We start from the raw sequence: 22,650 nt of genomic DNA on the forward strand, positions 1-22,650 counted from the left end.
GACTACGGGCGCTGAGGTTCAGGAAATGCCTGTGAGGCCGCTGTCGACCGCCAGCGTCTGCGCGGTGATGTAGACGCTCTCGTCGGAAATCAGGAAAAGCGCCGCATTGGCGATTTCCCAGCCGGTCGCCTGGCGGCCGAAGGGAACGGGCGTGCGGCCGCGCGAGGGGCGGCCCTGCGTCGCGACGCGGCCGAGTGGTGTGTCGACGAGGCCGGGCGCCACGATGTTGGCGCGGATGCCGCGCCGCGATCCTTCAAGTGCGACATGGCGCATCAGGCCGCCGAGTGCCGCCTTCGAGGCGTCATAGGCGGGGAGCCGCGAGCCGGCGATCAGGCCCGCAATCGACGAGATGAAGACGACAGGCGAGCCGTCGGCAAGGCGCGGCACTGCCGCCTTGCAGCAGAGCATCGGGCCACGCAGATTGACGGCAAGCACCTTGTCCCAGTCTTCCGGCGTTGCGCCTTCAAGGCCGAGGCCGCCGACTCCAATGCCGACATTGAGCACGAGACCGTCGAGACCGCCCAGGGCTGTTTCCGCTTCCTCGATCATGCGCGAGATGTCGCCGGGCTTCGAAATGTCGGCTTCGATGGCGGTTGCCTTGCCGCCTTCCGCACCGATCTTCGCCACCGTTTCGTCGGCCGATGCCTTGTTCATGTCGGCGACCGCGACCGACGCGCCTTCACGGGCAAAGAGGATCGACATGGCCCGGCCATTGCCGACGGGATCGGTCGCCGCGTCGAGCACACGCTGGCCGCCGCCGACCACCAGAATGCGGCGGCCCTTGAGCCGGCCGCGTCCCGGCGCCTCGCCCCTGGACTCAGGCGGCAATGCCTGCACGAATCCGCCTTCAGCCATTGTTCTTCATGCTCCTTCTGATCTCGTCGAGACCGCTCGTCTCGATATCCTTCTCCTCCAGCTCGATCTCGAAGGTTTCGAGATAGCGGCAGACGAGAAGATAGATGCCGATGATGATGACGAGTTCCTGCATGGCCGCGTCGCCCAGATGGCGATGTGCGGCAGCGAAGAGTGCCGCATCGGCCTTGACGCTTGCGACCTGATCGTCGGTGAAGGCGAGGACGGCGTTTTCGCTCTCGCTCAGATGCGCGGAGGGGAGTGCGCCCGAGGCGGCCGCAATGCGCGCCTCCGACATGCCGAGCATGCGCGAGACGCGGCGGTGCTGGTGCCGCTCGTAGTCCGATCCGCAAAGATGACCGACGCGCAGGATCACCAGTTCGCGGAGTTCGGTATCGAGCAGCCCGTCGTTGAGATAGGCGTTCACCAGCGCCATGAAGGGCGCGAAGGACGGACCGCTTCCCGACAACATGCGGAAGATGTTGAGCTGCGGCAGTGTTTCGCGCAAAGCGCGGTTTTCCGGCGCAAGCGATGCCGGATCGGGATAGGGGATGCGCGCCATCGTTTCAGCCCTGCATACCCGGCAGCTTGACGCCCGATTTGTGACCCGCATCCTCGATATCGACATCGAAGGTTTCGAGGAAGTTCGAAACAAGCGTGTAGAAGCCGACGGTGATGACGAGCTCCTGCATCTCCTTGTAGGAGAGCTTTTCGGCCAGCGGGTTGAAGGTCGCGTCGGAAGCGCGGGTGTTCTTCACCACGTCATCGGTGAAGCGCATCACCATGCGCTGCAGATCGTCGAAGACCTTTGCCTCCGGACCTTCGTGAATGCCCTTGATGAGTTCATCGGACATGCCGAGCTTCCGCGAGATCGCTTCGTGCTGATAGACCTCGTATTTCGAACCGCGCAGCACGCCGGTGCGGACGATGGCGATCTCCCGCAGCACCGGATCGAGATCGCCGTGAACGAGGATCGAATTGCCGAGCTTGATGAAGCTGTCGAGCATGTCGCCGGAATGGCCCAGCATCCGGAATATGTTGAGGTTGGGCAGCTTCTCGTAAGCTGCCTTGGCACGGCCTTCGGCCTTGGCCGGATCGAAATAGGGGATGCGGGCCATCGTCTGTCGTTCCTCCAGGAAATTTCATGTTCTTGTTGCGGCCAGTCTAACCCGCGCTGCCCCTGCGTCCAGCGGCAAGAGCGTTTGCGGTCCGCGAAATGGCGTTCCGCCGTGGCTTGCCCCATACGATGGGGTGGGTAAACTCGCGCTCAACGACGTCCCCGACGGGAGAGGGGTGCCGCCGCCTGCGCCTTGCGGCCGGGCAGGCCGGGCGCGTCGGTTATCAGGTTCAGGGAGGAACCCAGCATGTTCGATGCCGAACGCATCAAGAGTGTCGCCGACATCACGCGCGCCGGTGCGGCCGTCATGCCCGACGACGTGGCGCAGGTGTTCGAGGGCCGCGAAACCACCTATGCCGAGCTTGACCGGCGCGCCAGCAAGGTCGCGCAGGCGCTGATCGCCGACGGCTGCAAGCCCGATGCGCGCATCGGCTTCATGGGCAAGGGTTCGGACCGCTATTTCGAAATGCTTTACGGCGCCTTCAAGGCCAAAGCCGTGGTCGTGGGCGTCAACTGGCGGCTGGCCGCTCCGGAAGTCGTTTATGTGCTGAACGACAGCCGGACCGAGATTCTTTTCGTCGGGGCCGAATTCTACGACGTGGTCGAAAAGGTGCTGGCCGAATGTCCGACGGTGCGCAAGGTCGTGGCGCTTGACGGCGGGCGCAACGACTGGATCTCGTTCGACGACTGGCGCGATGCGGCAAGCGATGCCGATCCGATGCTGCCGGCCGCGTCCGACGATGACGTGATCCAGCTCTATACCAGCGGCACGACGGGCCACCCGAAAGGCGTGCAGCTCACCAATGCCAACTATCTTTCGATCTTCCATCAGGGCGCCGAATGGGCGCAATGGCACCGTGGCGAAGTCGTTCTCGTCTGCATGCCGCTCTTCCATGTCGCCGGCGTCAATATCGGCGTGCTCGGCAATCTTCACGGTTGCAAGAACATCATCCTCAAGGATGTCGATCCGTTGGCGATCCTGAAGCTGATCGAAACCGAAAAGCTCAACGTCGCCTTCATGGTGCCGGCGGTGATCCTGTTCCTGCTGCAGCAGCCAGGCATCAAGACGGCGGATCTTTCATCGGTGCGGCAAATCCTCTATGGCGCGTCGCCCATCGCCGAAGACGTGTTGCGCCAGGCGCAGACGACCTTCACCAGAGCCGATTTCGTGCAGCTCTACGGGCTCACCGAGACGACCGGCGGCGCGACGCATCTGCCGCCGGGGGCGCATGATCCGGCGAAGGGAAAGCTGCGGTCCTGCGGCATTCCCAATCCGGGCATGGAAATCCGCGTCGTCGACGACAAGGGCACGGAAGTGCCGGTGGGCGAGGTCGGCGAGATCGTCATTCGCGGCGGCTCGGTCATGAAGGGTTACTGGAACCGGGCCGACGCGACAAAGGATGCCATCCGTGACGGCTGGTTCTACACCGGTGATGCCGGCTTCTTCGACAGCGACGGCTATCTCTTCATCCATGACCGCGTGAAGGACATGATCGTTTCCGGCGGCGAGAACATCTATCCGGCCGAGGTCGAGAATGCGCTTTTCGGCCATGAGGCGATCGCGGACGCCGCCGTTATCGGTGTGCCGGACGAAAAATGGGGCGAAGCGGTCAAGGCCATTGTCGTGCTGAAGCCGGGGCAGAAGGCGACGCCGGAAGAGATCATCGCCTTCGCGAAAACGCGCATCGCCAGCTACAAGGTACCGAAATCGGTCGACTTCATCGAGGCGCTGCCGCGCAACCCGTCGGGCAAGATCCTGCGGCGCGAGCTGCGCGCGCCTTACTGGGAGGGCCGCACGCGGATGGTCAACTGACCGGCGCGGCACTGACACGATATTCATACCCGACGGGAGAGCGACCATGAGCCTTGCCGAACAAAACGCGCCGGCGCCGTTCAAGCCGCTGAAGCAGAAGCCGCCGAAAATCTCCGTCCGCCGCGAGAGCGACGGCACGGTCTATATTTCTTCCGACTATCCGCTCGGTGAAATGAAGCGCAGCGTCGTCCATATTCTCGAGGAGCGCGCCGCGATGCATCCGCAGCGCCGTTTCATCGGCGAACGCGGACCGGACGGCGCCTGGCGTTTCATCGGCTATGGCGAGGCCAATGTGAAAGCCAATGCGGTTGCAAGCGCCCTGTTGGCGCGCGGCATGAATGCCGACACGCCGCTGATGGTGCTTTCGAGCAATTCGATCGCTCACGCGGTGATGGCGCTCGGCGCGATGAAGGCGGGCGTTCCGGTTGCGCCGGTCAGCGTGCCTTATTCGCTGATGAGTTCGGATTTTTCGAAGCTGCGCCATGTCGTGGCGCTGACGCGGCCGCGCATGATCTTTGCCGATCACGGCGATCTCTACGGCAAGGCCATCGCGGCGGTCGGCGCGGGCGTCGAGATCGTCACCTGCACCGGCAGCATTGCGGGCGCAACATCCTTCGACGATCTCGTCTCAACGCCGGTCAGCAATGCGGTCGCCGCTTCGATGGAGAAGATCGGCCACGATACGGTGGCGAAATATCTCTTCACCTCCGGTTCGACCGGCATGCCGAAAGGCGTCATCCAGACGCATCGCATGATGATGGCGCAGATCGCCGCCGGCGAGGCGCTCCGCAGCGAAGCGCCGGACCCGGACGAAGTTCCGCAAAGCCTCGAATGGATGCCGTGGAACCACATCTCGGCCGGCAATATCGGCTTCAACGGCAACATGAACGCCGGCGGCACCGTCTATCTTGACGCCGGCAAGCCGATCCCCGGCATGTTCGAGCAGACGATCAAGAACCTCCGCGACGTATCCCCCCGCGTTTTCGGTTCGGCACCGGTCGCTTTCGCGATGCTTGCCGACGCGATGGAGCGCGATTCGGAACTCCGCGCCAATTTTTTCCGCAATCTCGAATATATGGGCTATGGCGGCGCGACGCTGTCGAGCGATATTTACGACCGGATGCAGGCGCTTGCCGTCGCCGAAACAGGTTTTCGCATTCCGCTGACCACCATGTATGGCGCCACCGAGACACAAGGCATCACGGTCGTTCACTGGGTGACGGAGCGCGTCGGGCTGGTCGGTTTGCCGGTTCCCGGTATCACGCTGAAGCTGGTGCCGAACGGCGCCAAGCTCGAAGTGCGCGTCAAGGGACCGACGGTGACGCCCGGCTATCTCAACGATCCGAAAAAGACCGCCGAAGTTTTCGACGCGGAAGGCTTCTACAGTCTCGGCGACGCCGCGAAGTTTCTCGACGAGGCGCGGCCCGATCTCGGTCTCGTCTTCGATGGCCGCGTGACCGAGGACTTCAAGCTCTCCTCCGGCACATGGGTTTCGACCGGCACGCTCCGGGCCGACGCGGTCGCTGCCTGCACACCGCTGGTGCAGGACGCCGTCGTGTGCGGTCTCGACAAGCCTTACATCGCGCTGCTGGCCTGGCCGAACATTGCGGCGGCGCGCAAGATCGCGGGGCTCGCCGACAATGCCGCGCCCGAAGAAGCGATTGCGCATCCGAAGGTCGCGGCTTACTTGCGCGAGGCGCTGGCCCGCCACAACAAGTCGGGCGGCGGCTCGTCGACGCGGATCGCGCGCATTCACCTGATGCTGGAGCCGCCTTCGATCGACGGCCACGAGATCACCGACAAGGGTTATGTGAATCAGGCGGCGACGGCGTCACGCCGCGCCCATCTCGTCGAGCGGCTTTACGCCGAGCCGGTCCCTGCGGATGTGATTGTGGTCTGATGGCGGAAACGGTGCGCCCCCGCGACGTGCTTGATTTCTGGTTCGGTGCGGGGCCGGAAAAATGGTTCGTGAAAAGCGATGCCTTCGACGCCGACATTCGCCGCCTCTTCGGCGCGGCGCATGCGGCGGCGGCGGACGGCAGGCATGACGACTGGGCGAATGAGCCGCAAGGCGCGCTGGCGCTGATCCTTCTGCTCGACCAGTTCTCGCGCAATCTCTATCGGGGCGATCACCGCGCCTTTGCGCAGGATGCAAAGGCGCTGGCGCTTGCCGACCTCGCGGTGGATCGCCGCTTCGATGTCGAGACGCCGGAGACGGCGCGCAAATGGTTCTACATGCCCTATATGCATGCCGAGGATCTCGCGGCGCAGGAGCGCGGCCTCGTCTATTTCGCCCAGCGCCTCAACGATCCCGAGACGATGAAATTTGCCGTCGAGCACCGCGATATCATCCGCCGCTTCGGCCGCTTTCCGCATCGCAACGCCGTGCTCGGACGCCGCACCACACCGGAGGAACAGTCTTTCCTCGATGCGGGTGGCTTTGCGGGCTGAGAAAAAGATCAATTCTATTGGTTCTCTTTCAGAACTAACTATATGCCGTTGAGCACGAGCCAACGGGAGGAACGCATGTCCATCAAAACGGCGATCATTGCGGGTGTCGGCCCGCTCAATGGGCTCGGCGCGGTGCTGTCGCGCCGCGCGGCCGGCGAAGGACTTCATGTCTTCGTCGCCGGGCGTACGCGCGAGAAGCTTGAGGCCGTGACCGACGCGATTCGCGACGGCGGCGGCAAGGCAACACCCGTCGTCTGCGACGTGACGCAGGAGGTCGATGTCGTCTCGCTGTTCCGGCAGGCGGAGGAGACGGGGCCGCTCGATCTTGCGATCTACAATGCCGGCAACAACATGATCGGCAAGCTTTCGGGCATGGAGGCCGATTATTTCGAGCGCTGCTGGCGCGTCTGCCTGTTCGGCGCCTTTCTCTTTGCGCGCGAGGCGGCCGATCACATGAGCCCGCGCGGGCAGGGCACGCTTCTCTTCACCGGCGCGTCGGCCAGCATGCGAGGCCGGGAGGGCTTCGTCGCCTTCACCGCCGCCAAGGGAGGCCTGCGCAATCTTGCGCAGAGCGTCGCCAAGGAACTCGGGCCGCAGGGCATCCATGTCGGCCATGTGGTGGTCGATGGCGGGATCGACGGCGAGAAGCTGCACAACATGGCGCCGCAATATGCCGCCCAGCGCGCGCAGGAAGGCCGCCTGATCGATCTTGAAGGCATTGCCGATGCCTATATCTATCTCCACGGCCAGGCACCGGCCGCCTGGACCTTCGAACTCGACCTGCGCACCCACGCCGAGCCCTGGTAGGACGGGCGGCAGATTCCTCCCGATTCCTTAACCGGCGCGGCAAGCCCTGCCGGGGCGATGCAGGCATCGTTCCGCTAACATGTTGAAATACAAGGAAAGCCGGGCCGGTTCCGGCTGGCCCGCGCGTTGCAATCCGGTTGGCAATCCCTTCACGCCGAACCGGAGAGCCCCGATGATCACCGACAACGAAATCAATCTGCTGGCCGCCTATATGGTCGATACGCATGGCCGCAAGGCGCTGGCCTATGCCGATACGGCGGTCGAGGAGCTTGAGGAAATCGGCGAGAAGCTGCGGGCCGACGCCTGGCGCACGCTCCGCCGCGTCGTCGAGGACATGGTCGAAGGCCGGGTGAGCCGTGAGGGCCATATCCTCCATTGAACAACTTGCCGCTTGGCGCGCGGGCGCTGCGGCGGTTAAAACGGGCCTCTTGAATTCAACAGGGGGCCCGTTCTCATGTCACTCGATCCACAGGCGAAGGCGTTACTCGACGCGCTGGCCGCCGATCCCGATGCACCGCGTCTGATCGACCTGCCGCCCGCGGCCGACCGTGAATTGTATCGGGCGATGGCGCAGGCGATGGATCTGCAGGGCGTTGCGATCGGCAAGATGGAAGACCGGTCGATCCCCGGGCCCGAAGGCGACATCCCGCTGCGCATCTACACGCCCGTCGCATCGGGCAGCACCGTCCCGGCGCTGGTTTATTTTCACGGCGGCGGCTGGGTGATCGGCGATCTCGACACGCATGACGCGCTTTGCCGTTCGCTTGCCAACGAGGCGGGCTGCAAAGTGATCGCGGTCGACTATCGCCTCGCACCCGAACATCCCTTTCCCGCCGCCTTCGACGATTGTCTTGCGGCCACGAAATGGGTCGAGAAGAACGCGTCCGAAATCGGCATCGACCCCAACCGCATCGCGGTGGCGGGCGACAGCGCGGGCGGCAATCTTGCCGCCGCCATCGCGCTGCAGGCGAAGGCCGACAAGGGGCCGCACATCGCCTTCCAGCTCCTGATCTATCCGGTGACGGACGCGCCGCGCGGCACACAGTCCTACAAGGATTTCGCCGAAGGCTATTTCCTCGAGGCAGAAGGCATGGACTGGTTCTGGAACCACTATGTGACGGCTGCCGGCGCCGATGCCGACGATCCGCGTCATTCGCCGCTGCGCGCTCCATCGCTTGCCGGGCTGCCGCCTGCCTATGTCGTCACCGCGGGCTTCGACGTGCTCCGCGACGAGGGCCGCGCCTATGCAGATGCATTGAAGAAGGCCGGTGTCGCCGTCGAGTATGTCAATTACGAAGGCATGATCCATGGTTTCTTCAACCTGCAAGGTGCGATCGATATTGCGCGCGATGCGGTGAAGGCAGCCGCCAAGGCGCTGAAGGAAGCGCTGGTCTAGAGCAGAAACGCGTCGATGAATTCGGCGAAAGAGGCGGCGACATGGGCGCCGCCTTTTTTTGCGGCCATGGCGTCGCCCTTGCGATATTTTCCGGTGCAGACCAGCGCCGCTTCGAGCCCGGCTTCGCGCGCGCCGATGACGTCCGCCTCGAGATCGTCGCCGACCATCAGTACCTTTTCCGAGGGCAGGTCGATCGCCGCCGCGGCCGCGCGAAAGAATTCGGGCGATGGTTTGCCGATCAGCGTCGCCTCCACTTGCGCGGCATATTCGAGCGCCGCAACGAAAGGCCCGGCGTCGAGCTCGAAACCGTTCCGTCCGCGAAAGAAGCGGTTGCGCCCAAGCGCGTAAAGGCGGCCGCCTTCGATCAGGATTCCGAAAGCGCGGTTGAGCCGCTCGAAGGTGAAATGTTCGCCTGCGTCGCCGAGCAGAACTGCGTTGGGTTCGGCCGCTTCGGGCGGACAATCGGGCAGCAGGTCGGGATGCACGAGAAGATGCGGCCTTGCGCCCTCGGCATCGAGGATCGCGGCGGCTGCACTCGCAGGCGTCACGATGTCGGCTCCGGTCACCTCGAAGCCGAGCGCGGCGAGGCGCGAAGCGAGCTCGGTTCTTGTCGTACGGGTCGTGTTGGTCAGCAACCGGAAGGGCAGGCCGGACGTCTTCAGGCGCTTGAAGGCCGCCACGGCGCCCGAAAGCGCCTCGTCGCCCTGATAGAGGACGCCGCCGACATCGAGCAGCAAACCCGCCGTTTGCTTCAAGGATTCTGGCGTCATCGCGCGCACCTCGCGCCGAAACTGCCCTCCCGGTCAGAAGTCTAGGCGGCCCATGGAATGGCGGGCAAGCATCTTGTATATGACACAAAACATCCGGGGAGAGAGACATGCCTGCGCTTCGTTCGCCGCTCGTTCATCCATTCGCCAATTTCGACGTGCCGCGCCTGCTCGCCGTGCATGTCGCCGCGCGACCGGACCATCCGTTCCTGATCTGGGAGCCGTTCGAGGGCGTGTCGAAGATCTGGAGCTATCGTGCCTTCGCGCATGAGGTGGCGCAGGTGGCGGCGGGGCTCAAGAAGCGCGGTGTGAAGACGGGCGAGAGTGTTCTCATCCATCTCGACAATTGTCCCGAAAGCCTTATTGCCTGGTATGCCTGCGCGCATCTCGGCGCCGTCGCGGTGACGACCAATGCGCGCTCGGTCGAGGACGATCTCGTCTATTTCAGCGAGCATGCGAGCGTCGTCGGCGCGATCACGCAGCCGCGCTTCGCCGACCTCGTCGCCGCGTCCTGCAAGCACATCAAGTGGCTCGCCGTTACCGAAACGGACAATGGCGCCGCATCCGAGGACGCAAACCGTCCGCCGAAGTCGGAAAACTTTGCGGCGCTCTATGGCAACGAGGCGGATGTGCCGCTGCGCCCCGCCGATCCGATGCTGCCGGTCGGTGTGCAATACACATCGGGCACCACCTCGCGGCCGAAGGGCGTCGTCTGGACGCATGCGAATGCGCTCTGGGGTGCGAAAATCTGCGCCATGCATGAAGACCTGCGCCCTTCCGACGTGCATTTGACCTATCTGCCGCTCTTCCACACCAATGCGCAGTCCTATTCGGTTCTGGCCGCGCTCTGGGTCGGCGCGACGATCGTGCTGCAGCCGCGCTTTTCGGCTTCGCGTTTCTGGGACATATCCGCGAAGCATGGCTGCACTTGGACCTCGATGGTGCCCTTCTGCGTACGCGCATTGATGGGTCAGGAGAAGCCGAAGTCGCATAGCTATCGCTTGTGGGGCAACGGCATTTCGGCGCCGCCGACCGACGCGCATTTCGGCGTCAAGACGATCGGCTGGTGGGGGATGACCGAAACGATCACCCATGGCATCGTCGGCGATGTGCATCTGCCGAACACGCCGATGACGATCGGCAAGCCCGCGACGTCCTATGAGATCGCGATCCTGCGCGACGACGGCACACCGGTCGATCCCGGCGAGACGGGTGAACTTCTGGTGCGCGGCGTGCCGGGCCTTTCGCTCTTCAAGGAATATCTCAACAATCCCGAAGCCACCGCGAAGTCGTTCGACGATCAGGGCTACTTCATCACCGGCGATCGGGTCACGCTTCTCGAAGACGGTTTCATCGCCTTTGCCGACCGCGACAAGGACATGCTGAAGGTCGGCGGCGAAAATGTCGCCGCTTCCGAGATCGAGCGTGTGGTGATGACGGTGCCGGGCATCCAGGAATGCGCGGTCGTTGCCAAGCGCGACCCGATGCTGGACGAAGTGCCGGTCGTCTTTGTGCTGGTGCCGGGCGGCGAGACCGCTGCCGCATCCGATCTCAAGCAGCAGATCGACGCGGCCTGCGCCAAGGGGCTTGCCGATTTCAAGCGCCCGCGCGAGATCCGGATTGTCGATGCGCTGCCGCGCTCGACGCTCGAGAAGATCGCCAAGGCCGAACTCAGGCGCATCGTCGAAGAGGTGAAATAACCGTTCCCAGTCAAGGGCTTGCTGTGTGCGTCGCCGTTGTCCCCTTAGGACTAAATTAGGCGGCATCGCCTAATGTCCGATCATCATGAACACGGCACTCCAATCCCGTCCTTTCGTCGGCGTCCGCATTGCACAGTTTCTGGGGAGAATGCTGGGTTTTGTCGCGCCTGACGACGAGACGACGTCGCCTCATGCGCCGGCCTCGAGCCTTCTTGCCGCGGGGCAGGCCGGTGAGGATCTGTGCCGGCAACTGGCGCCGCTCTGGCGGAACGGCACAAGCACGCTGGGCGCCAATGTACAGATCATCGGGCTCGGCGAACTGAAAGAGAAAGTCGGCGACCGCTGGGCCAGATACCGGGATGTCGTCCATCTGGCGGTCGAGAAGGTTTTCGAGAAGACGCTGGCGGCGGACGACCGGTATGTGCGTCTGGGCGAAGACATCTATATCGTCGCCTTTGGCGATGCCGACCCGATCGTGGCGGCGAAGCGCACGGAGGCGATCAAGGCCGAAATCATGCGGCAACTTCTGGGCGATGAGGGAAGCTCTTCCGTCTCCGTTCAGGTGACGGGCGGCCGAATCGATGTGAAGCCCAACGGCGACGTCCTCTTTGTCGATGGCGCGCCGGAGGGCGATGCCGCCTCGAAGAAAAAGGGCGGCCTCCGCTGGTTGCCGTTCGCGGCCGGCGTTCGGGCGGACGATGTGGTCGAGTGGGCCCAACGGCCGACGGAATCGCCTGCGGCGGTCGATCTGGCTCCTTCCCCCGATGTCGATGAGGCTTTGCAGGAAGCCGTTCGGGCGCATGGGCGGCGGGCGTTCAAGGGTGACTTCATATGCGGGCGGCGCGCCTATGGCGCGGCCAGCGCCCCGGACGACGAGGCGGGTCCTTTCGATTATCGTCTCGGCTTCGTGCCTGTCTGGAGCGCCAGCAAGGGCGCGATTACGACCTATGCGGTGTTCCCCTATTGGCGCCAGGGAGACCGGTGGCGTTTCGAGCGGGAGGTGCTGGGCGATGCAGCGAGCGAACAGAGCATTCTCGGCCTCGACGTCAAGTCGCTGCGCGCCGGCATCAAGGAGGCGGCCCGGCTTTATGCGAACGAGATCGTTGTCCTCACAACGGTGCTGATTCACTATCAGTCGCTTATGTCGAAGCAAGGGCTTGCGATCCTCCAGCATGAATGCGCGCAGATCCCCGAATTCATGCACAAATACATATCGCTCGTGCTCATCGGAACGCCCGCCCAGCGGCCCGGTTCGACGCTCGTCAATGCGGTGTCGATGCTGCGCCGCCATGTCCGCGCCGTCGTTGCGCGCGCGAAGCCGGGCGCATCGGCTCAGGATCTGAAAGCGCAGGGTTTCGACGGCATCTCGATTGCGCTCGGCGACGGCGATTTCGGACAGCCGGAACGCGAGGCCGTGGAGCGCTGGATGACGGCGACCAAGGCCGCCGGCCTGCCGCTCATTATAGAGTATGTCCCGTCATGTGCGGCTGCCGCCGAACTCGTGGCCATGGGCGCCGATCATATGTCCGGCATGTTCATCAGCGAGCCCGTCGCGGCCTCTCCCGGCGTCAGCATGCACACGCTCGACGACTTCCCCCTCGGGCAGGACGTCCGCCAGGTCCGATAGGGCGCCAGGGCGAATACCCTTTATCTGAAAATGGTCTTGCGAATCCCCGGCCCCGGCGCGACATTCGGGTTGTCGCTCCGCTTCCGCGCGGCCGGCGGAAGATCGAGAGACCCAATCCATGTCGCATCCGGCAGGCGCACCCGTTCCGTCCTCCTCGCTGCTCGTTCCAAAGCTCGTCACGGTGCTTCGGGAAGGTTACGGGTTTGCCGCCTTCCGCGCCGATTTCATTGCCGGGCTGACCGTTTCGATCGTCGCGCTACCGCTTGCGATGGCGCTGGCGATCGCCAGCGGCGCGACGCCCGACAAGGGCCTCATCACGGCCGTTATCGCCGGCTTCCTGATTTCGGCGCTGGGCGGCAGCCGCTTCCAGATCGGCGGGCCGACCGGTGCCTTTGTCGTTGTCGTCTTCAATGTCATCGCCGTTCACGGCTATGACGGGCTTGTCATCGCGACATCGATGGCCGGCATCATGCTCATCGGCGCGGGGCTCCTGCGCGTCGGTGCCTTCATCAAATATGTGCCGCAGCCGGTTGTTACCGGTTTCACCGCCGGCATCGCCGTCATCATCGCGACGAGCCAGGTGAAGGATTTTTTCGGTCTGACGATGGAACACGAGCCGGCCGAGTTTTTCGAAAAGGCGATGGCGCTCGGCGCCGCCCTGCCGGGCTTCGCGCCGCCGACACTGGCGGTGGCGGCCGGCGCACTCGGTCTGATCCTCCTCGTCCGGCGCTACCGGCCGGAATGGCCGGCCTTTCTGATCGCGGTCATCGTGGCGGCAGCCGTCGTCGCGCTTTTCGGCGTGGAGACCGACACGATCGGCTCGCGCTTCGCCGGGCTCGAGCCGTCCTTCGTGCTGCCGGATTTTCCGCATGTGACGATGGAACGGGTCGTGGCGCTTTTCCCCAGCGCCTTCACCATCGCGTTTCTGGCGGGCGTCGAGTCGCTGCTCTCGGCGATGGTCGCCGACAGCATGACCGGCCGGCGTCACCGCTCCAATTGCGAACTCATTGCGCAGGGCGTCGCCAATTGCGCTTCGGCTGCCGTCGGCGGATTGCCGGCGACCGGCGCCATCGCGCGCACTGCCACCAATATCCGCGCCGGCGCGCGCGGGCCCGTGGCGGGCATGCTCCATGCCGTTTTCCTGCTCGGCTTCATGGCCTTTGCCTGGCCGCTGACGGGCTTTGTGCCGCTGGCCGCGCTTGCCGCCGTGCTTCTTGTCGTTGCCTGGAACATGAGCGAGATCGACAAGTTCCGTCACCTGATGAAGGCGCCAGCCGGCGACCGTGCGGTGCTGCTTATCACCTTCGCGCTCACCGTTGCGGTCGATCTGACGGTCGCGATCCAGGTCGGCGTAGTGCTTGCCGCCGTTCTCTTCATGCACCGGATGTCGGAGGCGGTCGAAGTGCAGGCCGATGTGCGGATCATCGACGAGGACGTTGCCGACGATGCGCCGCACATGTCCCGGCCCGTCGAGGAGCATGAGCTGCCGCCCGGCGTCGTTTCCAGCGTCATCCGGGGGCCGTTCTTTTTCGGGGTCGCGATGCGGCTCGGCGAGACGCTCGACCGGATCGGCGCGCCACCGCGTGTGCTGATCCTCAGGATGCGCGCCGTGCCGATGATCGACGCCTCGGGCGCCTCGGCCATCGACGCGCTGATCGCGCGCTGCCGCCGCCATGGCACGCGGGTGCTGATCACCGGCCTGCAGACGCAACCGCGCCTCATCCTGCGCAAGATGGGCATCACCGCCGATCCGCTGGTGAAGCTCGTTTCCGGTATCGACGAAGCGCTGGTGCTGGCGCGGGAAATCGTGGCGGAAGACTAGGCGAACAGTTTCCCCGGATTCATCACGCCTTTCGGGTCCATCTCGCGCTTGGCTGCCTTCAGCAGCGACATGCCGATCTCGCCCTTCTCCTCCGCCAGCCACGGCACATGGTCGGTGCCGACGCCGTGGTGGTGGCTGATCGTGCCGCCGTTCATCAGGAGGGCGTCCGACGCGGCGCGCTTGATCGCCTGCCATTGCACGATTTCGCGGTCGAGCTGGCGCGGGAAGACGAAGGTGAAATAGAGGCTCGCGCCGTCGGGATAGGAATGGCTGACATGCGCCATCACGATGCCATGCGCGTTCTGCTCGGGCATGTTGGCGTCGATCGCGCCCGAGATCGCGGCCACGACCTTCTCGTGCAGATTGGCGATGTTCGACCAGCGCGTCGAGGTTTCGAGCGTGTCGACGCCGACGCCGCGGTCCATCATCGGATCGCGGATTGCCGGTCCGTTGAAGCGGCCGTGATGCCAGCGCTTGCCGGGGCCGGTGCCGAGCGCCAGTGCGCCGAGCCGCTTGCAGACACCCTCGGTCTGTTCCTGCGCCCAGATCACGGTATCCTTCTCGCCTTCGTGACCGACCAGCATCAGGCAGGGCGCATCGTCGAAACCCTTCATCTTCAGATAGGCGCGTTGCAGACGTGCCTTCAGCCCGCCCGAACCCGTCGATGAAAAAGTCTGGAAGAAATGCGTTTCGGGCGCATCCGACAGACGCACCATCGCAACCGGGATTTCGGCATGGTTGATGCGCCGCGCCGCTTCGACGCCGGCGGCGAAGTTCTTGAACAGATAGCCGCGATAATCCTTGCGCTCCGGCAGGTCGTGGATTTTTACCGTCGCCTCGCAGATGACGCCGAGCGTGCCCTCGGAGCCCGCGACCAGTTGGTTGAGGTTCGGGCCGGCGGCTGAAGCGGGCGTCGCCTCGGTCGTCCAGAAGCCTTTGGGCGTTGCGAGCTTCGCCGAGACCAGCCATTTCTCGGCCTTGCCGTAGCGGTTCGATTGCTGGCCGGCGCCGCGCGCGGCGATCCAGCCGCCCAGCGTCGAATATTCGAAACTCTGCGGATAATGGCCGAGCGTCACGCCATGCGCCTGCAACTGTTCCTCGAGCGCGGGCCCGTAGATGCCGGCCTCGATGCGCGCCGTCATCGACACCTTGTCGATCTGGATGATCCGCGTCATCAGCGTCGTATCGAGCGTGAGGATCGCGCCGCCCAGCGTTTTCGAGACCGCGTTGACGCCGCCCACCACCGAGGAGCCGCCGCCATAGGGGATCAGCGCGATCCCCTCCTCGGCGCAGAGTTTGACGATCGCCAGCACTTCCTCGGGGCCGCGCGGATAGATGACGGCGTCGGGCGCCATGTCGAGCTTGCCTGCGCGCAGATAAAGCAGATCGTGGTAGCTCTTGCCGCGCGCATGGAAGGCGCGTTCGTAGTCGTCGATGCGGAACTGGTTGTCGCCGACAATGGCGCGCAGCTTTTCCTGTGTTGCCTCGGCGATGCGGCCATGCGGCAGGCGAATGTCGGGCAGCGGCACCGCCGGCGTCAGCGGCAGCCGGCTCATGCCCAGCGTTTCCTCGATCCAGCCCCATTGCGGCGCGTCGGCGGGCAGCGGATTCGGCTGTTTCACCGGGCCCCAGCCGTTCCAGCGCAGCGTCTGTCGGTCGATGGTCATGGGCTTTTCCTCGTCTTTTCCAGCTTCAGCAGCGCAGGGTCAGGGCTTGCGGCACGATCTCGAACCGCGCCGGCAGGCGGCCCGGCCCTTCGCCGTCGACATCGAGCAGCACCGGCGCCGCGCCCATCGGTGTCGCCATCACCCATTTCGCGCGCGTGTGGGAGACTTTATCGCCAGCGATATGCGTGCCTTCCTTCATCGATCCGGAGCCCGTCAGCAGATCCATGAAGGTGAGGTCGCGCATCACGACGAGATCGAACAGCCCGTCATCGGGTTCGGCGTCGGGCGCCATTTTCAGCCCGCTGCCGAAATAACGTCCATTGGCGACGGCGCCGAGGCCGATATTCAGCGTTTCGTCGAAGCCTGTATCGGTGGTGATGCGCACGGGCCTCGTCTTGTGGCGCAGCGCCGTCGCCAGCGTCGCCCAGGCGAAGGTGAAGTTGCCGCCCAGCGCCTTCTGCCAGGTGGCGCGGTTGACCGCGCGCACCGTTTCGCCCGACAGGCCGAAGCTCGCGATATTGTCGAAATAACGTTCCGTCTCCCGGCCGTCCTCGGCGACGAAAGTGAGGCGGCCGATATCGATCCGTCGCGTCGTGCCGTTCGCAATGCGGGCGATGCAGCCTTCGGCATCTTCCGGCAGGTCGAAGGTGCGGCGGAAGTCGCCGCCGGTGCCGGCATTCAGGATCGCCAGATGGGCGTCCGGATTGATCGGCAGACCGTTTTCGAAGAAGCCGTTGACGGTCTCGTTGAGGGTGCCGTCGCCGCCGACCGCGATGACGAGCTGCGCGCCGTCTTTCAGCGCGCGGCGCGTCAGTTCGGCGGCGGGCAGGAAATGCGGCGTCGCGGGCGTGCCGGTGAAATGCGCGCGCACCGGCCCAAGTTCCTTTTCGAGCGCGGCGGCGATGACGCGCCAGGCGCGGCCCGTGCGGCCGCCGCCCGAGCGCGGATTGACGATGGCGGCGATATGCGGGGTCATGCGGCGGCCCCGCTCGCGTCCTGCGTGTCGAAGGCGCGCGTCGTCTCGGCGATTTCATGCGCCGTCGTCGTCTCGTCCCAGCCAAGCTCGCGGCGCATCAGGTCGGCCGCGCGCGCGATGACGTCGGGACCTGGATGTCCGAGCGTGCCGAGGCCGGTGCGGCGGAAGACGACGTCGGAAAGGCGAAGCGCCATTTCGTGGCGCACCGCATGCACGACCTGCGCGCCGATCTCGGCGACATTGGGGCCGAGCCGTCGCAACAATTCCTCGCTCTCGCCCTGGCGTTCCGCCGCCGTCGCCAGCACCTCGTCGATGCGGCTGCCATAAAAGTTGACGAGGTTTTCCACCACGTCGGCGGGCAGATGGGCGTGGCGCTTTTTCGCGCGCGCAACGAAACTCTTGAGGCGGCCGATCTCGCCGCCATAGACCGGCGTGCAATGGGTTTCGCATTTCGCCTGCCGCCCGAGCTTCTTCAGCGCGAGGTCGACCACCTGTTCGGCGAGATGGCGCGAAGTCGTCCATTTGCCGCCGATGGCCGACACCAGCCCCTCGATCGCCTCTTCCGGCGCGTGGTCGTAAACCTCCGCCGCGCGACTTGCATTGTATGAGTCTTTCTTCTCCTCGCCGTCCGCCACTTGCGGCGTCGTGTCGACGAGCGGGCGTAGGCCGACATAGAAATGCAGCACATCCGCGCGGGTGAGATTCAGCCCCGGCAGGCCGTCATTCACCACGATCAGGAAATCGGCGATGTCCTTTTCGCTGACGCCCACCTGGTCCGGCGCGTCCTCGAACACGGTGTCGGTGGTGCCGATGATGGTGTGGCCGCGCCAGGGGATGACGAAGAAATGCCCGCCGAGACGCGACTTGATCGCCAGCGCATTCTTGCCGGTGAGCGCGCGGGTGATGATGTGGATGCCTTTCGAGCGGATCAGGCGGCGCGCCGGCGTGTCGTCGGCAAAGCCCATCAGCGTGTCGGCCCAGGGCCCGGCGGCGTTGACGACGAGCTTGCCGCGCACCCGGTGCGTCTCGCCGGTCAGCGTGTCGCGAACGGTGACGCCCTTGATGCGGATGCCGTTGCCGGACGGCTCGCTGTCGAAGCCCGTCACCTCGGCATAGTTGACGACATCGGCGCCATATTCGGCCGCGCCCTCGATGCATTCGAGGCAGAGGCGTTCCGGCGCGAACATCTGGCAATCGTAATAGACCATCGCGCCGGTCAGCCCCTCGCGCGGCAGCGACGGCACGAGGTCGAGCGCCTTTCCTTTCGACAGCCGCTTGAAGCCCGGCAGCTTCTTGTCGTCGTCGGACAGCCAGTTGCGGTCGAAGGAGAGGAGGTCGTAAAGCGCGAGCCCGATCGACATCACGATCGGCCCCGACATGCCCCAGCCATAGGTCGGCAGCACGAAGGGCAGGGGATGGACCATATGCGGCGCGTTGGTCTCCCAGATGCGCCGTTCGCGGAGCGACTCGCGCACCAGCTTCAATTCGCCATTGACGAGGTAGCGAAGCCCGCCATGCACCAGCTTGGAGGAGCCTGCCGTCGTCGCATGGGCGAAGTCGTCTTTTTCGAGGAGCGCCACCTTGAGACCGCGCAAGGCCGCGTCCCAGGCGACGCTCGCGCCGGTGATGCCGCCGCCTACCACCACGAGGTCGTAATCGGTCGCACTCATGGCTTGAAGATCGCGCTGCATCTTGTCGTTATCCGCTGATTGGCCCCAAGGCTCGGGAGGCTAGCCGGACGGGGCCCGAGGGTCCAGCCCGCCCGACGTTGCGTTACCCTGGGCGTCAGCCCCGCTTCTTCAGCCCGTGTTGCTCCATGCGCCATTTGAGGTGCGAGAGCCGGTCCTGGCCGAAAAAGGGCTCGCCCTCGAAGACCATCAGCGGCACGCCCCAATGGCCGGCGGCTTTCTGCGCGGCTTCATTGGCGGCGATGACGGCTTCGAGGCGGTCGGCCTCGCGCGCCGCCACCTCGTCCAGTTCGTCCATGTCGAGGCCGGCCCGCGCCGCCGCGCCGCGCAGATGATTGCCCTCGTGCCAGTTCTTCGTGCCGCCGAAAATCAGTGTCGAGACCTCATTGAGGAAGGCAAGCCCCTTGCCCCGTTCGGCTGCTAGCGCGCCTGCCCGTGTCAGCCGGTGGATATAAGGCTGTTCCTTCGGCACCACGCCCGTTTTCATGTCCATCACGATCGGGTCGGGCGAGGGCCAGGCATAGGGCAGGCCCTCCATCTCGGCGATGCGGGCCGTGTCCTTCAAGAGATAGGGCGGCCACATGGGGTTCACCTGCTTGAAGAAACCCTCGATCCGGACCGCGATCGGATAGACCGGCCGGACATTGCATTTGACGTCCCGGTCGCGCTCGAAAGCCACCAGCCGCGGCGTCACGAGATAGGAATAGGGCGAGCGGAAAGACCAGAAGAGATCGTAGCTAAGCGTCATCGTGCGGGCTTCCTCCCTTGCCTGCCTCGCCGGACAGGTTTTTAATGCACTTCATTAGTATCGTTTCGGATGCGCGCCGCGCAAGGCCGCTGTTAGACTTTCGACAAAACCGGCAAAGACAACAAACGACAGGGAGGATCCCCCATGCCGCAGGTAAAAGCGAACGGCATCGATATCGAATATGAAAGCTTCGGTCCGGAAGACCGCGAAGCCGTGCTGCTGATCATGGGCTTCAGCGGCCAGCTCACCCTCTGGCCGGTCGAACTGTGCGACGAGCTCGTCAAGCGCGGCTACCGCGCCATCCGTTTCGACAATCGCGATGTCGGCCTTTCCTCGAAGATCGAGGAAGCGGGCATGCCCGACATGGAAAAGGTCGTCGGGGCGCTGCTCGGCGGCGCGCCCTACGATGCGCCCTATTCGCTCGACGACATGGCGGCGGATGCCGCCGGCCTGCTCGACGCGCTCGGCATCGCGCGTGCCCACATCGTCGGCGCCTCGATGGGCGGCATGATCGCGCAGCTCGTCGCCGCCAATCATCCCGAAAAGACGCTCTCGCTCACCTCCATCATGTCGACCACCGGCAATCCCGATCTGCCGCAGGGCAAGCCCGAGGCGATGGGCGCGCTCTTGGCGCCGGCGCCGGCGCCCGACGACATCGAGGCGATCATTGAGCGCGGCATCAACACCTGGAAGACCATCGGCAGCCCCGGCTACCGGACCGACGACGCGACGCTGCGCGAATGGGTGATCCGCGACACGAAGCGGAGCTACTACCCCGTCGGCACGGCGCGGCAGCTTGCGGCCATTGTCGGCAATGGCGACCGGCGCGAAAAACTGAAAAAGGTCAAGGCGCCGGCGGTGGTGCTGCACGGCGCCGACGATCCGCTGGTCCCCGTCGAAGGCGGCAAGGACACGGCGGCGAGCATCGCCGGCGCGGAGCTGCGCATCATCCCCGGCATGGCGCATGACTTCCCGGTTACGCTCGTCGCGACCTTTGCCGACGCCATCGAGGCGGCAGCGAAGCGCGCCGCCGGCGTCTCCCGCGCGGCGGACTGAGCCGATGACACAGAAAATCGTCAAGGCCAACGGCATCTCGATCAATTGCGAGGACCGGGGACCGGCGGACGGCACCCCGCTCCTTTTCGTCAACGGCTACACCTCGAGCCTGCTGAGCTGGCCCGAGGAGCTGATGGAAGGCTTGCGGGCTGAAGGCTTCCGCGTCATCCGCTATGACAATCGCGATGTCGGCAAGTCGGAAAAACTTTCCGGCCTGCCGAAGATTTCCGAAGTCGTCGCCGCCGTGCGCGAGGGGAAGAAGCCCGACATCCCCTACACGCTCGCCGACATGGCGGCCGACGGCATCGGCGTGCTCGATGCGCTCGACATCCGCCGCGCCCACATCATGGGCATTTCGATGGGCGGCATGATCGTGCAGCGCATGGCGATCCATCATCCCGAGCGGCTCATCTCCGTCACCTCCATCATGTCCTCGACCGGCAATCCCGATCTGCCGAAGGCGAGCGATGAAGCGATGAAGGCCTTGCAGGCGATGCCGCCTTCCGAGGAACGCGAGGACGTGATCCGCCACCGCATGAAGGGCCGGCGCGTCTATCAGAGCCCGGCATATCCGAAGACCGAGGATGACCTCTACGCCTTCGTCGCGCGGGAATACGACCACATGTATTACCCCGAAGGCGGCACGCGCCAATATGCGGCGATCATGGGCGACGGTTCCCGCGTCGAGGCGCTGAAAAAAGTCCGCGTGCCCTTCCTCGTCATTCACGGGAAGGCCGATCCGCTGGTGCCGCATGCGGGCGGCGAGGACACGGCAAAGTCGGTGCCCGGCGCGAAATTCGTTTCCATCGACGGCATGGGCCACGACCTGCCGGTCGAACTCTGCGCGCAATATGTCGACCTCATCGCCACCCACGCCCGCGCGGCGGAGCGGAAGCAGGCGGCGGAGTAGGCTTTTGCACGCGAAGCCGCGAAGAGAAAGGGAGAAGGGTTCACGCAGAGGCGCAGAGACGCAGAGGTGCCGCATCTGCGGCAAGGCACCGCGTCATCCCAACCAGATGTGTCATCCTGGCGGAAGCCGGAATCCATGGGCCAATCCGCAGCGACCAAAGAGAAGGTTTTCTGGCGCTTCGCGCCGGAAGACTCTTCGCGCCGCAGGCGCAATCATTGAAACATTGGAGGCACGGCCGGCCTCAAGGGCACGGCACCTCTGCGTCTCTGCGCCTCTGCGTGAAAACTCTTTCTTCTTCGCGGCTTCGCGTGAAAAACTTCCCTCCCGCATTATGCGAAACGCACAAGGTTTTTTCGCGCGGGCCTTTCCCGGCAGCGCATGAAACCTATCTCCCTTCCCAACGGGCGCGCGGCGTCTTGCGGCACCGCCCGCGAGGCGCTTTCCATCGCAAGGAAAGGAGAGCGAGATGGCGAAGTCCCGTATTGCAATCGTCGTTACCTCCCATGGCAAGCTCGGCGACAGCGGCGACAGGACCGGCTTCCATTACGAAGAGATGACGACGCCTTATTATGAATTTCTCGAAGACGGCGCGGAGGTGACGCTCGGCTCGATCGAAGGCGGCGCGCCGCCCCATGATCCGTCGAGCCTGCCCGAGAACGAAGACGAGCGCCCGGAATCGGTGCGCCGTTTCCTGAAAGACCCGAAAGCCGTCAAGGCGCTCGAACATTCGGTGCCGGTCAGGGATCTCAAGGCGAAGGATTTCGACGCGGTCTATCTGCCCGGCGGTCACGGCTGCATGTGGGACATGCCCGACAATGACGCGCTGTCGCGCCTCGTCTCGGAAATCTACGAGAAGGGCGGCGTCATCGGCGCGGTCTGCCACGGGCCCGCCGGCCTGATCGGCGCGCGGCTTTCCGACGGCACGCCCTTCGTCAAGGACCGGCTCGTCAATTCCTTCACCGACGAGGAAGAGCGCAAGGCGGAGAAGGACGAGGTCGTGCCCTTCCTGCTCGAAACGCAATTGCGCGGCCTCGGCGTGCGCTTCGAAGGCGGCAAACCCTTCGAGCGCCATGTCTGCCGCGAGGGCCGCGTCGTCACCGGCCAGAACCCGGCCTCGGCCGAAGGCGTCGCCCACGGCATGCTGATGGCGCTGCATGCGCTGAAGAGCCAGGCGGCGGAATAGGGAAGACCCCTCACCCTTCCGCGGGCTGAAGCCCGCTCCCTCCCTCTCCCCAGCGGGGAGAGGGAAGGGG

Annotated in this window: 20 protein-coding genes; 12 read left to right on the plus strand and 8 right to left on the minus strand. The window is 64.8% G+C overall.

Annotated elements, in window-relative coordinates:
- Positions 1 to 18: 18 nt before the first annotated feature.
- The 3 genes from WEB61_RS09315 to WEB61_RS09325 are packed head-to-tail and all read right to left on the minus strand — an operon-like array spanning position 19 to position 1,970.
- Positions 19 to 855, minus strand: coding sequence for an SDR family NAD(P)-dependent oxidoreductase (locus WEB61_RS09315; RefSeq protein ID WP_368064064.1), 837 nt, complete (start codon positions 853 to 855; stop codon positions 19 to 21).
- Complete coding sequence (locus WEB61_RS09320) at positions 848 to 1,414, minus strand: carboxymuconolactone decarboxylase family protein (protein ID WP_368064065.1); 567 nt, start codon at positions 1,412 to 1,414, stop codon at positions 848 to 850. The genes WEB61_RS09315 and WEB61_RS09320 overlap by 8 nt, the downstream gene beginning before the upstream one ends.
- Before the next feature lie 4 nt (positions 1,415 to 1,418).
- Positions 1,419 to 1,970: a carboxymuconolactone decarboxylase family protein gene (locus tag WEB61_RS09325; protein WP_368064066.1), complete on the minus strand. Its 552-nt coding sequence runs from the start codon at positions 1,968 to 1,970 to the stop codon at positions 1,419 to 1,421.
- Positions 1,971 to 2,216: 246 nt separating this feature from the next.
- On the opposite strand from WEB61_RS09325, the gene WEB61_RS09330 reads away from it, so the two are divergent.
- The 6 genes from WEB61_RS09330 (at position 2,217) to WEB61_RS09355 (ending at position 8,436) form a co-directional block, all read left to right on the plus strand.
- Positions 2,217 to 3,782 (plus strand): fatty acid--CoA ligase, encoded by a 1,566-nt coding sequence (locus tag WEB61_RS09330; RefSeq protein ID WP_368064067.1) that lies wholly within the window; start codon positions 2,217 to 2,219, stop codon positions 3,780 to 3,782.
- Positions 3,783 to 3,828: 46 nt separating this feature from the next.
- Positions 3,829 to 5,682, plus strand: a complete 1,854-nt coding sequence (locus WEB61_RS09335; RefSeq protein ID WP_368064068.1) for an AMP-binding protein — start codon at positions 3,829 to 3,831, stop codon at positions 5,680 to 5,682.
- Positions 5,682 to 6,233 carry a DUF924 family protein gene (locus WEB61_RS09340; protein WP_368064069.1) on the plus strand — a complete coding sequence of 184 codons (552 nt, stop codon included), beginning with the start codon at positions 5,682 to 5,684 and terminating at the stop codon, positions 6,231 to 6,233. Before WEB61_RS09335 ends, WEB61_RS09340 begins: the two co-directional genes overlap by 1 nt.
- 75 nt (positions 6,234 to 6,308) lie before the next feature.
- Positions 6,309 to 7,040 (plus strand): SDR family NAD(P)-dependent oxidoreductase, encoded by a 732-nt coding sequence (locus WEB61_RS09345; protein WP_368064070.1) that lies wholly within the window; start codon positions 6,309 to 6,311, stop codon positions 7,038 to 7,040.
- 172 nt (positions 7,041 to 7,212) lie between these two features.
- Positions 7,213 to 7,419 (plus strand): hypothetical protein, encoded by a 207-nt coding sequence (locus tag WEB61_RS09350; RefSeq protein ID WP_368064071.1) that lies wholly within the window; start codon positions 7,213 to 7,215, stop codon positions 7,417 to 7,419.
- Between the two features lie 75 nt (positions 7,420 to 7,494).
- On the plus strand, positions 7,495 to 8,436 hold the full coding sequence (locus tag WEB61_RS09355) for an alpha/beta hydrolase (RefSeq protein WP_368064072.1): 942 nt from the start codon (positions 7,495 to 7,497) through the stop codon (positions 8,434 to 8,436).
- On the opposite strand, the gene WEB61_RS09360 is transcribed toward WEB61_RS09355, so the two are convergent.
- The gene (locus WEB61_RS09360; protein ID WP_368064073.1) at positions 8,433 to 9,206 is read right to left on the minus strand and encodes a TIGR01458 family HAD-type hydrolase; all 774 of its coding nucleotides are present in this window, start codon (positions 9,204 to 9,206) and stop codon (positions 8,433 to 8,435) included. The genes WEB61_RS09355 and WEB61_RS09360 overlap by 4 nt on opposite strands.
- 107 nt (positions 9,207 to 9,313) lie before the next feature.
- Here WEB61_RS09360 and WEB61_RS09365 point away from each other — a divergent pair, with 107 nt between their 5' ends.
- The 3 genes from WEB61_RS09365 to WEB61_RS09375 all read left to right on the plus strand — a co-directional run bounded on the left by WEB61_RS09365 (position 9,314) and on the right by WEB61_RS09375 (position 14,352).
- Positions 9,314 to 10,903 carry an AMP-binding protein gene (locus tag WEB61_RS09365; RefSeq protein ID WP_368064074.1) on the plus strand — a complete coding sequence of 530 codons (1,590 nt, stop codon included), beginning with the start codon at positions 9,314 to 9,316 and terminating at the stop codon, positions 10,901 to 10,903.
- A gap of 85 nt (positions 10,904 to 10,988) precedes the next feature.
- Positions 10,989 to 12,530 (plus strand): hypothetical protein, encoded by a 1,542-nt coding sequence (locus WEB61_RS09370; protein WP_368064075.1) that lies wholly within the window; start codon positions 10,989 to 10,991, stop codon positions 12,528 to 12,530.
- A gap of 118 nt (positions 12,531 to 12,648) precedes the next feature.
- Complete coding sequence (locus tag WEB61_RS09375) at positions 12,649 to 14,352, plus strand: SulP family inorganic anion transporter (RefSeq protein WP_368064076.1); 1,704 nt, start codon at positions 12,649 to 12,651, stop codon at positions 14,350 to 14,352.
- On the opposite strand, the gene WEB61_RS09380 is transcribed toward WEB61_RS09375, so the two are convergent.
- The 4 genes from WEB61_RS09380 to WEB61_RS09395 form a co-directional block, all read right to left on the minus strand.
- Positions 14,349 to 16,019, minus strand: a complete 1,671-nt coding sequence (locus WEB61_RS09380; RefSeq protein WP_368064077.1) for an FAD-binding oxidoreductase — start codon at positions 16,017 to 16,019, stop codon at positions 14,349 to 14,351. The genes WEB61_RS09375 and WEB61_RS09380 overlap by 4 nt on opposite strands.
- Before the next feature lie 25 nt (positions 16,020 to 16,044).
- Positions 16,045 to 16,995: a diacylglycerol kinase family protein gene (locus tag WEB61_RS09385; RefSeq protein ID WP_368064078.1), complete on the minus strand. Its 951-nt coding sequence runs from the start codon at positions 16,993 to 16,995 to the stop codon at positions 16,045 to 16,047.
- Entirely contained in the window at positions 16,992 to 18,686 is a 1,695-nt protein-coding gene (locus WEB61_RS09390) for an FAD-dependent oxidoreductase (protein WP_368064079.1), read from the minus strand. Before WEB61_RS09390 ends, WEB61_RS09385 begins: the two co-directional genes overlap by 4 nt.
- 94 nt (positions 18,687 to 18,780) lie before the next feature.
- Entirely contained in the window at positions 18,781 to 19,431 is a 651-nt protein-coding gene (locus WEB61_RS09395; RefSeq protein ID WP_368064080.1) for a 2-hydroxychromene-2-carboxylate isomerase, read from the minus strand.
- 144 nt (positions 19,432 to 19,575) lie between these two features.
- Between WEB61_RS09395 and WEB61_RS09400 the strand changes: the two genes are divergently transcribed.
- The 3 genes from WEB61_RS09400 (at position 19,576) to WEB61_RS09410 (ending at position 22,580) form a co-directional block, all read left to right on the plus strand.
- A complete protein-coding gene (locus WEB61_RS09400) occupies positions 19,576 to 20,487 on the plus strand; it encodes an alpha/beta fold hydrolase (protein WP_368064081.1) in 912 nt (303 codons plus the stop codon).
- 4 nt (positions 20,488 to 20,491) lie between these two features.
- Entirely contained in the window at positions 20,492 to 21,397 is a 906-nt protein-coding gene (locus WEB61_RS09405) for an alpha/beta fold hydrolase (RefSeq protein ID WP_368064082.1), read from the plus strand.
- 466 nt (positions 21,398 to 21,863) lie between these two features.
- Complete coding sequence (locus WEB61_RS09410; RefSeq protein WP_368064083.1) at positions 21,864 to 22,580, plus strand: type 1 glutamine amidotransferase domain-containing protein; 717 nt, start codon at positions 21,864 to 21,866, stop codon at positions 22,578 to 22,580.
- Positions 22,581 to 22,650 lie beyond the last annotated feature (70 nt).

It is taken from the genome of Parvibaculum sp. (genome assembly GCF_040882025.1).
GTDB lineage: Bacteria > Pseudomonadota > Alphaproteobacteria > Parvibaculales > Parvibaculaceae > Parvibaculum.

What these genes read in the sequence shown, in the direction of transcription:
- WEB61_RS09315 (WP_368064064.1), bottom strand. Translation starts at nt 855, where the DNA reads ATGGCTGAAGGCGGATTCGTGCAGGCATTGCCGCCTGAGTCCAGGGGC.
- WEB61_RS09320 (WP_368064065.1), bottom strand. Translation starts at nt 1,414, where the DNA reads ATGGCGCGCATCCCCTATCCCGATCCGGCATCGCTTGCGCCGGAAAAC.
- WEB61_RS09325 (WP_368064066.1), bottom strand. Translation starts at nt 1,970, where the DNA reads ATGGCCCGCATCCCCTATTTCGATCCGGCCAAGGCCGAAGGCCGTGCC.
- WEB61_RS09330 (WP_368064067.1), top strand. Translation starts at nt 2,217, where the DNA reads ATGTTCGATGCCGAACGCATCAAGAGTGTCGCCGACATCACGCGCGCC.
- WEB61_RS09335 (WP_368064068.1), top strand. Translation starts at nt 3,829, where the DNA reads ATGAGCCTTGCCGAACAAAACGCGCCGGCGCCGTTCAAGCCGCTGAAG.
- WEB61_RS09340 (WP_368064069.1), top strand. Translation starts at nt 5,682, where the DNA reads ATGGCGGAAACGGTGCGCCCCCGCGACGTGCTTGATTTCTGGTTCGGT.
- WEB61_RS09345 (WP_368064070.1), top strand. Translation starts at nt 6,309, where the DNA reads ATGTCCATCAAAACGGCGATCATTGCGGGTGTCGGCCCGCTCAATGGG.
- WEB61_RS09350 (WP_368064071.1), top strand. Translation starts at nt 7,213, where the DNA reads ATGATCACCGACAACGAAATCAATCTGCTGGCCGCCTATATGGTCGAT.
- WEB61_RS09355 (WP_368064072.1), top strand. Translation starts at nt 7,495, where the DNA reads ATGTCACTCGATCCACAGGCGAAGGCGTTACTCGACGCGCTGGCCGCC.
- WEB61_RS09360 (WP_368064073.1), bottom strand. Translation starts at nt 9,206, where the DNA reads ATGACGCCAGAATCCTTGAAGCAAACGGCGGGTTTGCTGCTCGATGTC.
- WEB61_RS09365 (WP_368064074.1), top strand. Translation starts at nt 9,314, where the DNA reads ATGCCTGCGCTTCGTTCGCCGCTCGTTCATCCATTCGCCAATTTCGAC.
- WEB61_RS09370 (WP_368064075.1), top strand. Translation starts at nt 10,989, where the DNA reads ATGAACACGGCACTCCAATCCCGTCCTTTCGTCGGCGTCCGCATTGCA.
- WEB61_RS09375 (WP_368064076.1), top strand. Translation starts at nt 12,649, where the DNA reads ATGTCGCATCCGGCAGGCGCACCCGTTCCGTCCTCCTCGCTGCTCGTT.
- WEB61_RS09380 (WP_368064077.1), bottom strand. Translation starts at nt 16,019, where the DNA reads ATGACCATCGACCGACAGACGCTGCGCTGGAACGGCTGGGGCCCGGTG.
- WEB61_RS09385 (WP_368064078.1), bottom strand. Translation starts at nt 16,995, where the DNA reads ATGACCCCGCATATCGCCGCCATCGTCAATCCGCGCTCGGGCGGCGGC.
- WEB61_RS09390 (WP_368064079.1), bottom strand. Translation starts at nt 18,686, where the DNA reads ATGCAGCGCGATCTTCAAGCCATGAGTGCGACCGATTACGACCTCGTG.
- WEB61_RS09395 (WP_368064080.1), bottom strand. Translation starts at nt 19,431, where the DNA reads ATGACGCTTAGCTACGATCTCTTCTGGTCTTTCCGCTCGCCCTATTCC.
- WEB61_RS09400 (WP_368064081.1), top strand. Translation starts at nt 19,576, where the DNA reads ATGCCGCAGGTAAAAGCGAACGGCATCGATATCGAATATGAAAGCTTC.
- WEB61_RS09405 (WP_368064082.1), top strand. Translation starts at nt 20,492, where the DNA reads ATGACACAGAAAATCGTCAAGGCCAACGGCATCTCGATCAATTGCGAG.
- WEB61_RS09410 (WP_368064083.1), top strand. Translation starts at nt 21,864, where the DNA reads ATGGCGAAGTCCCGTATTGCAATCGTCGTTACCTCCCATGGCAAGCTC.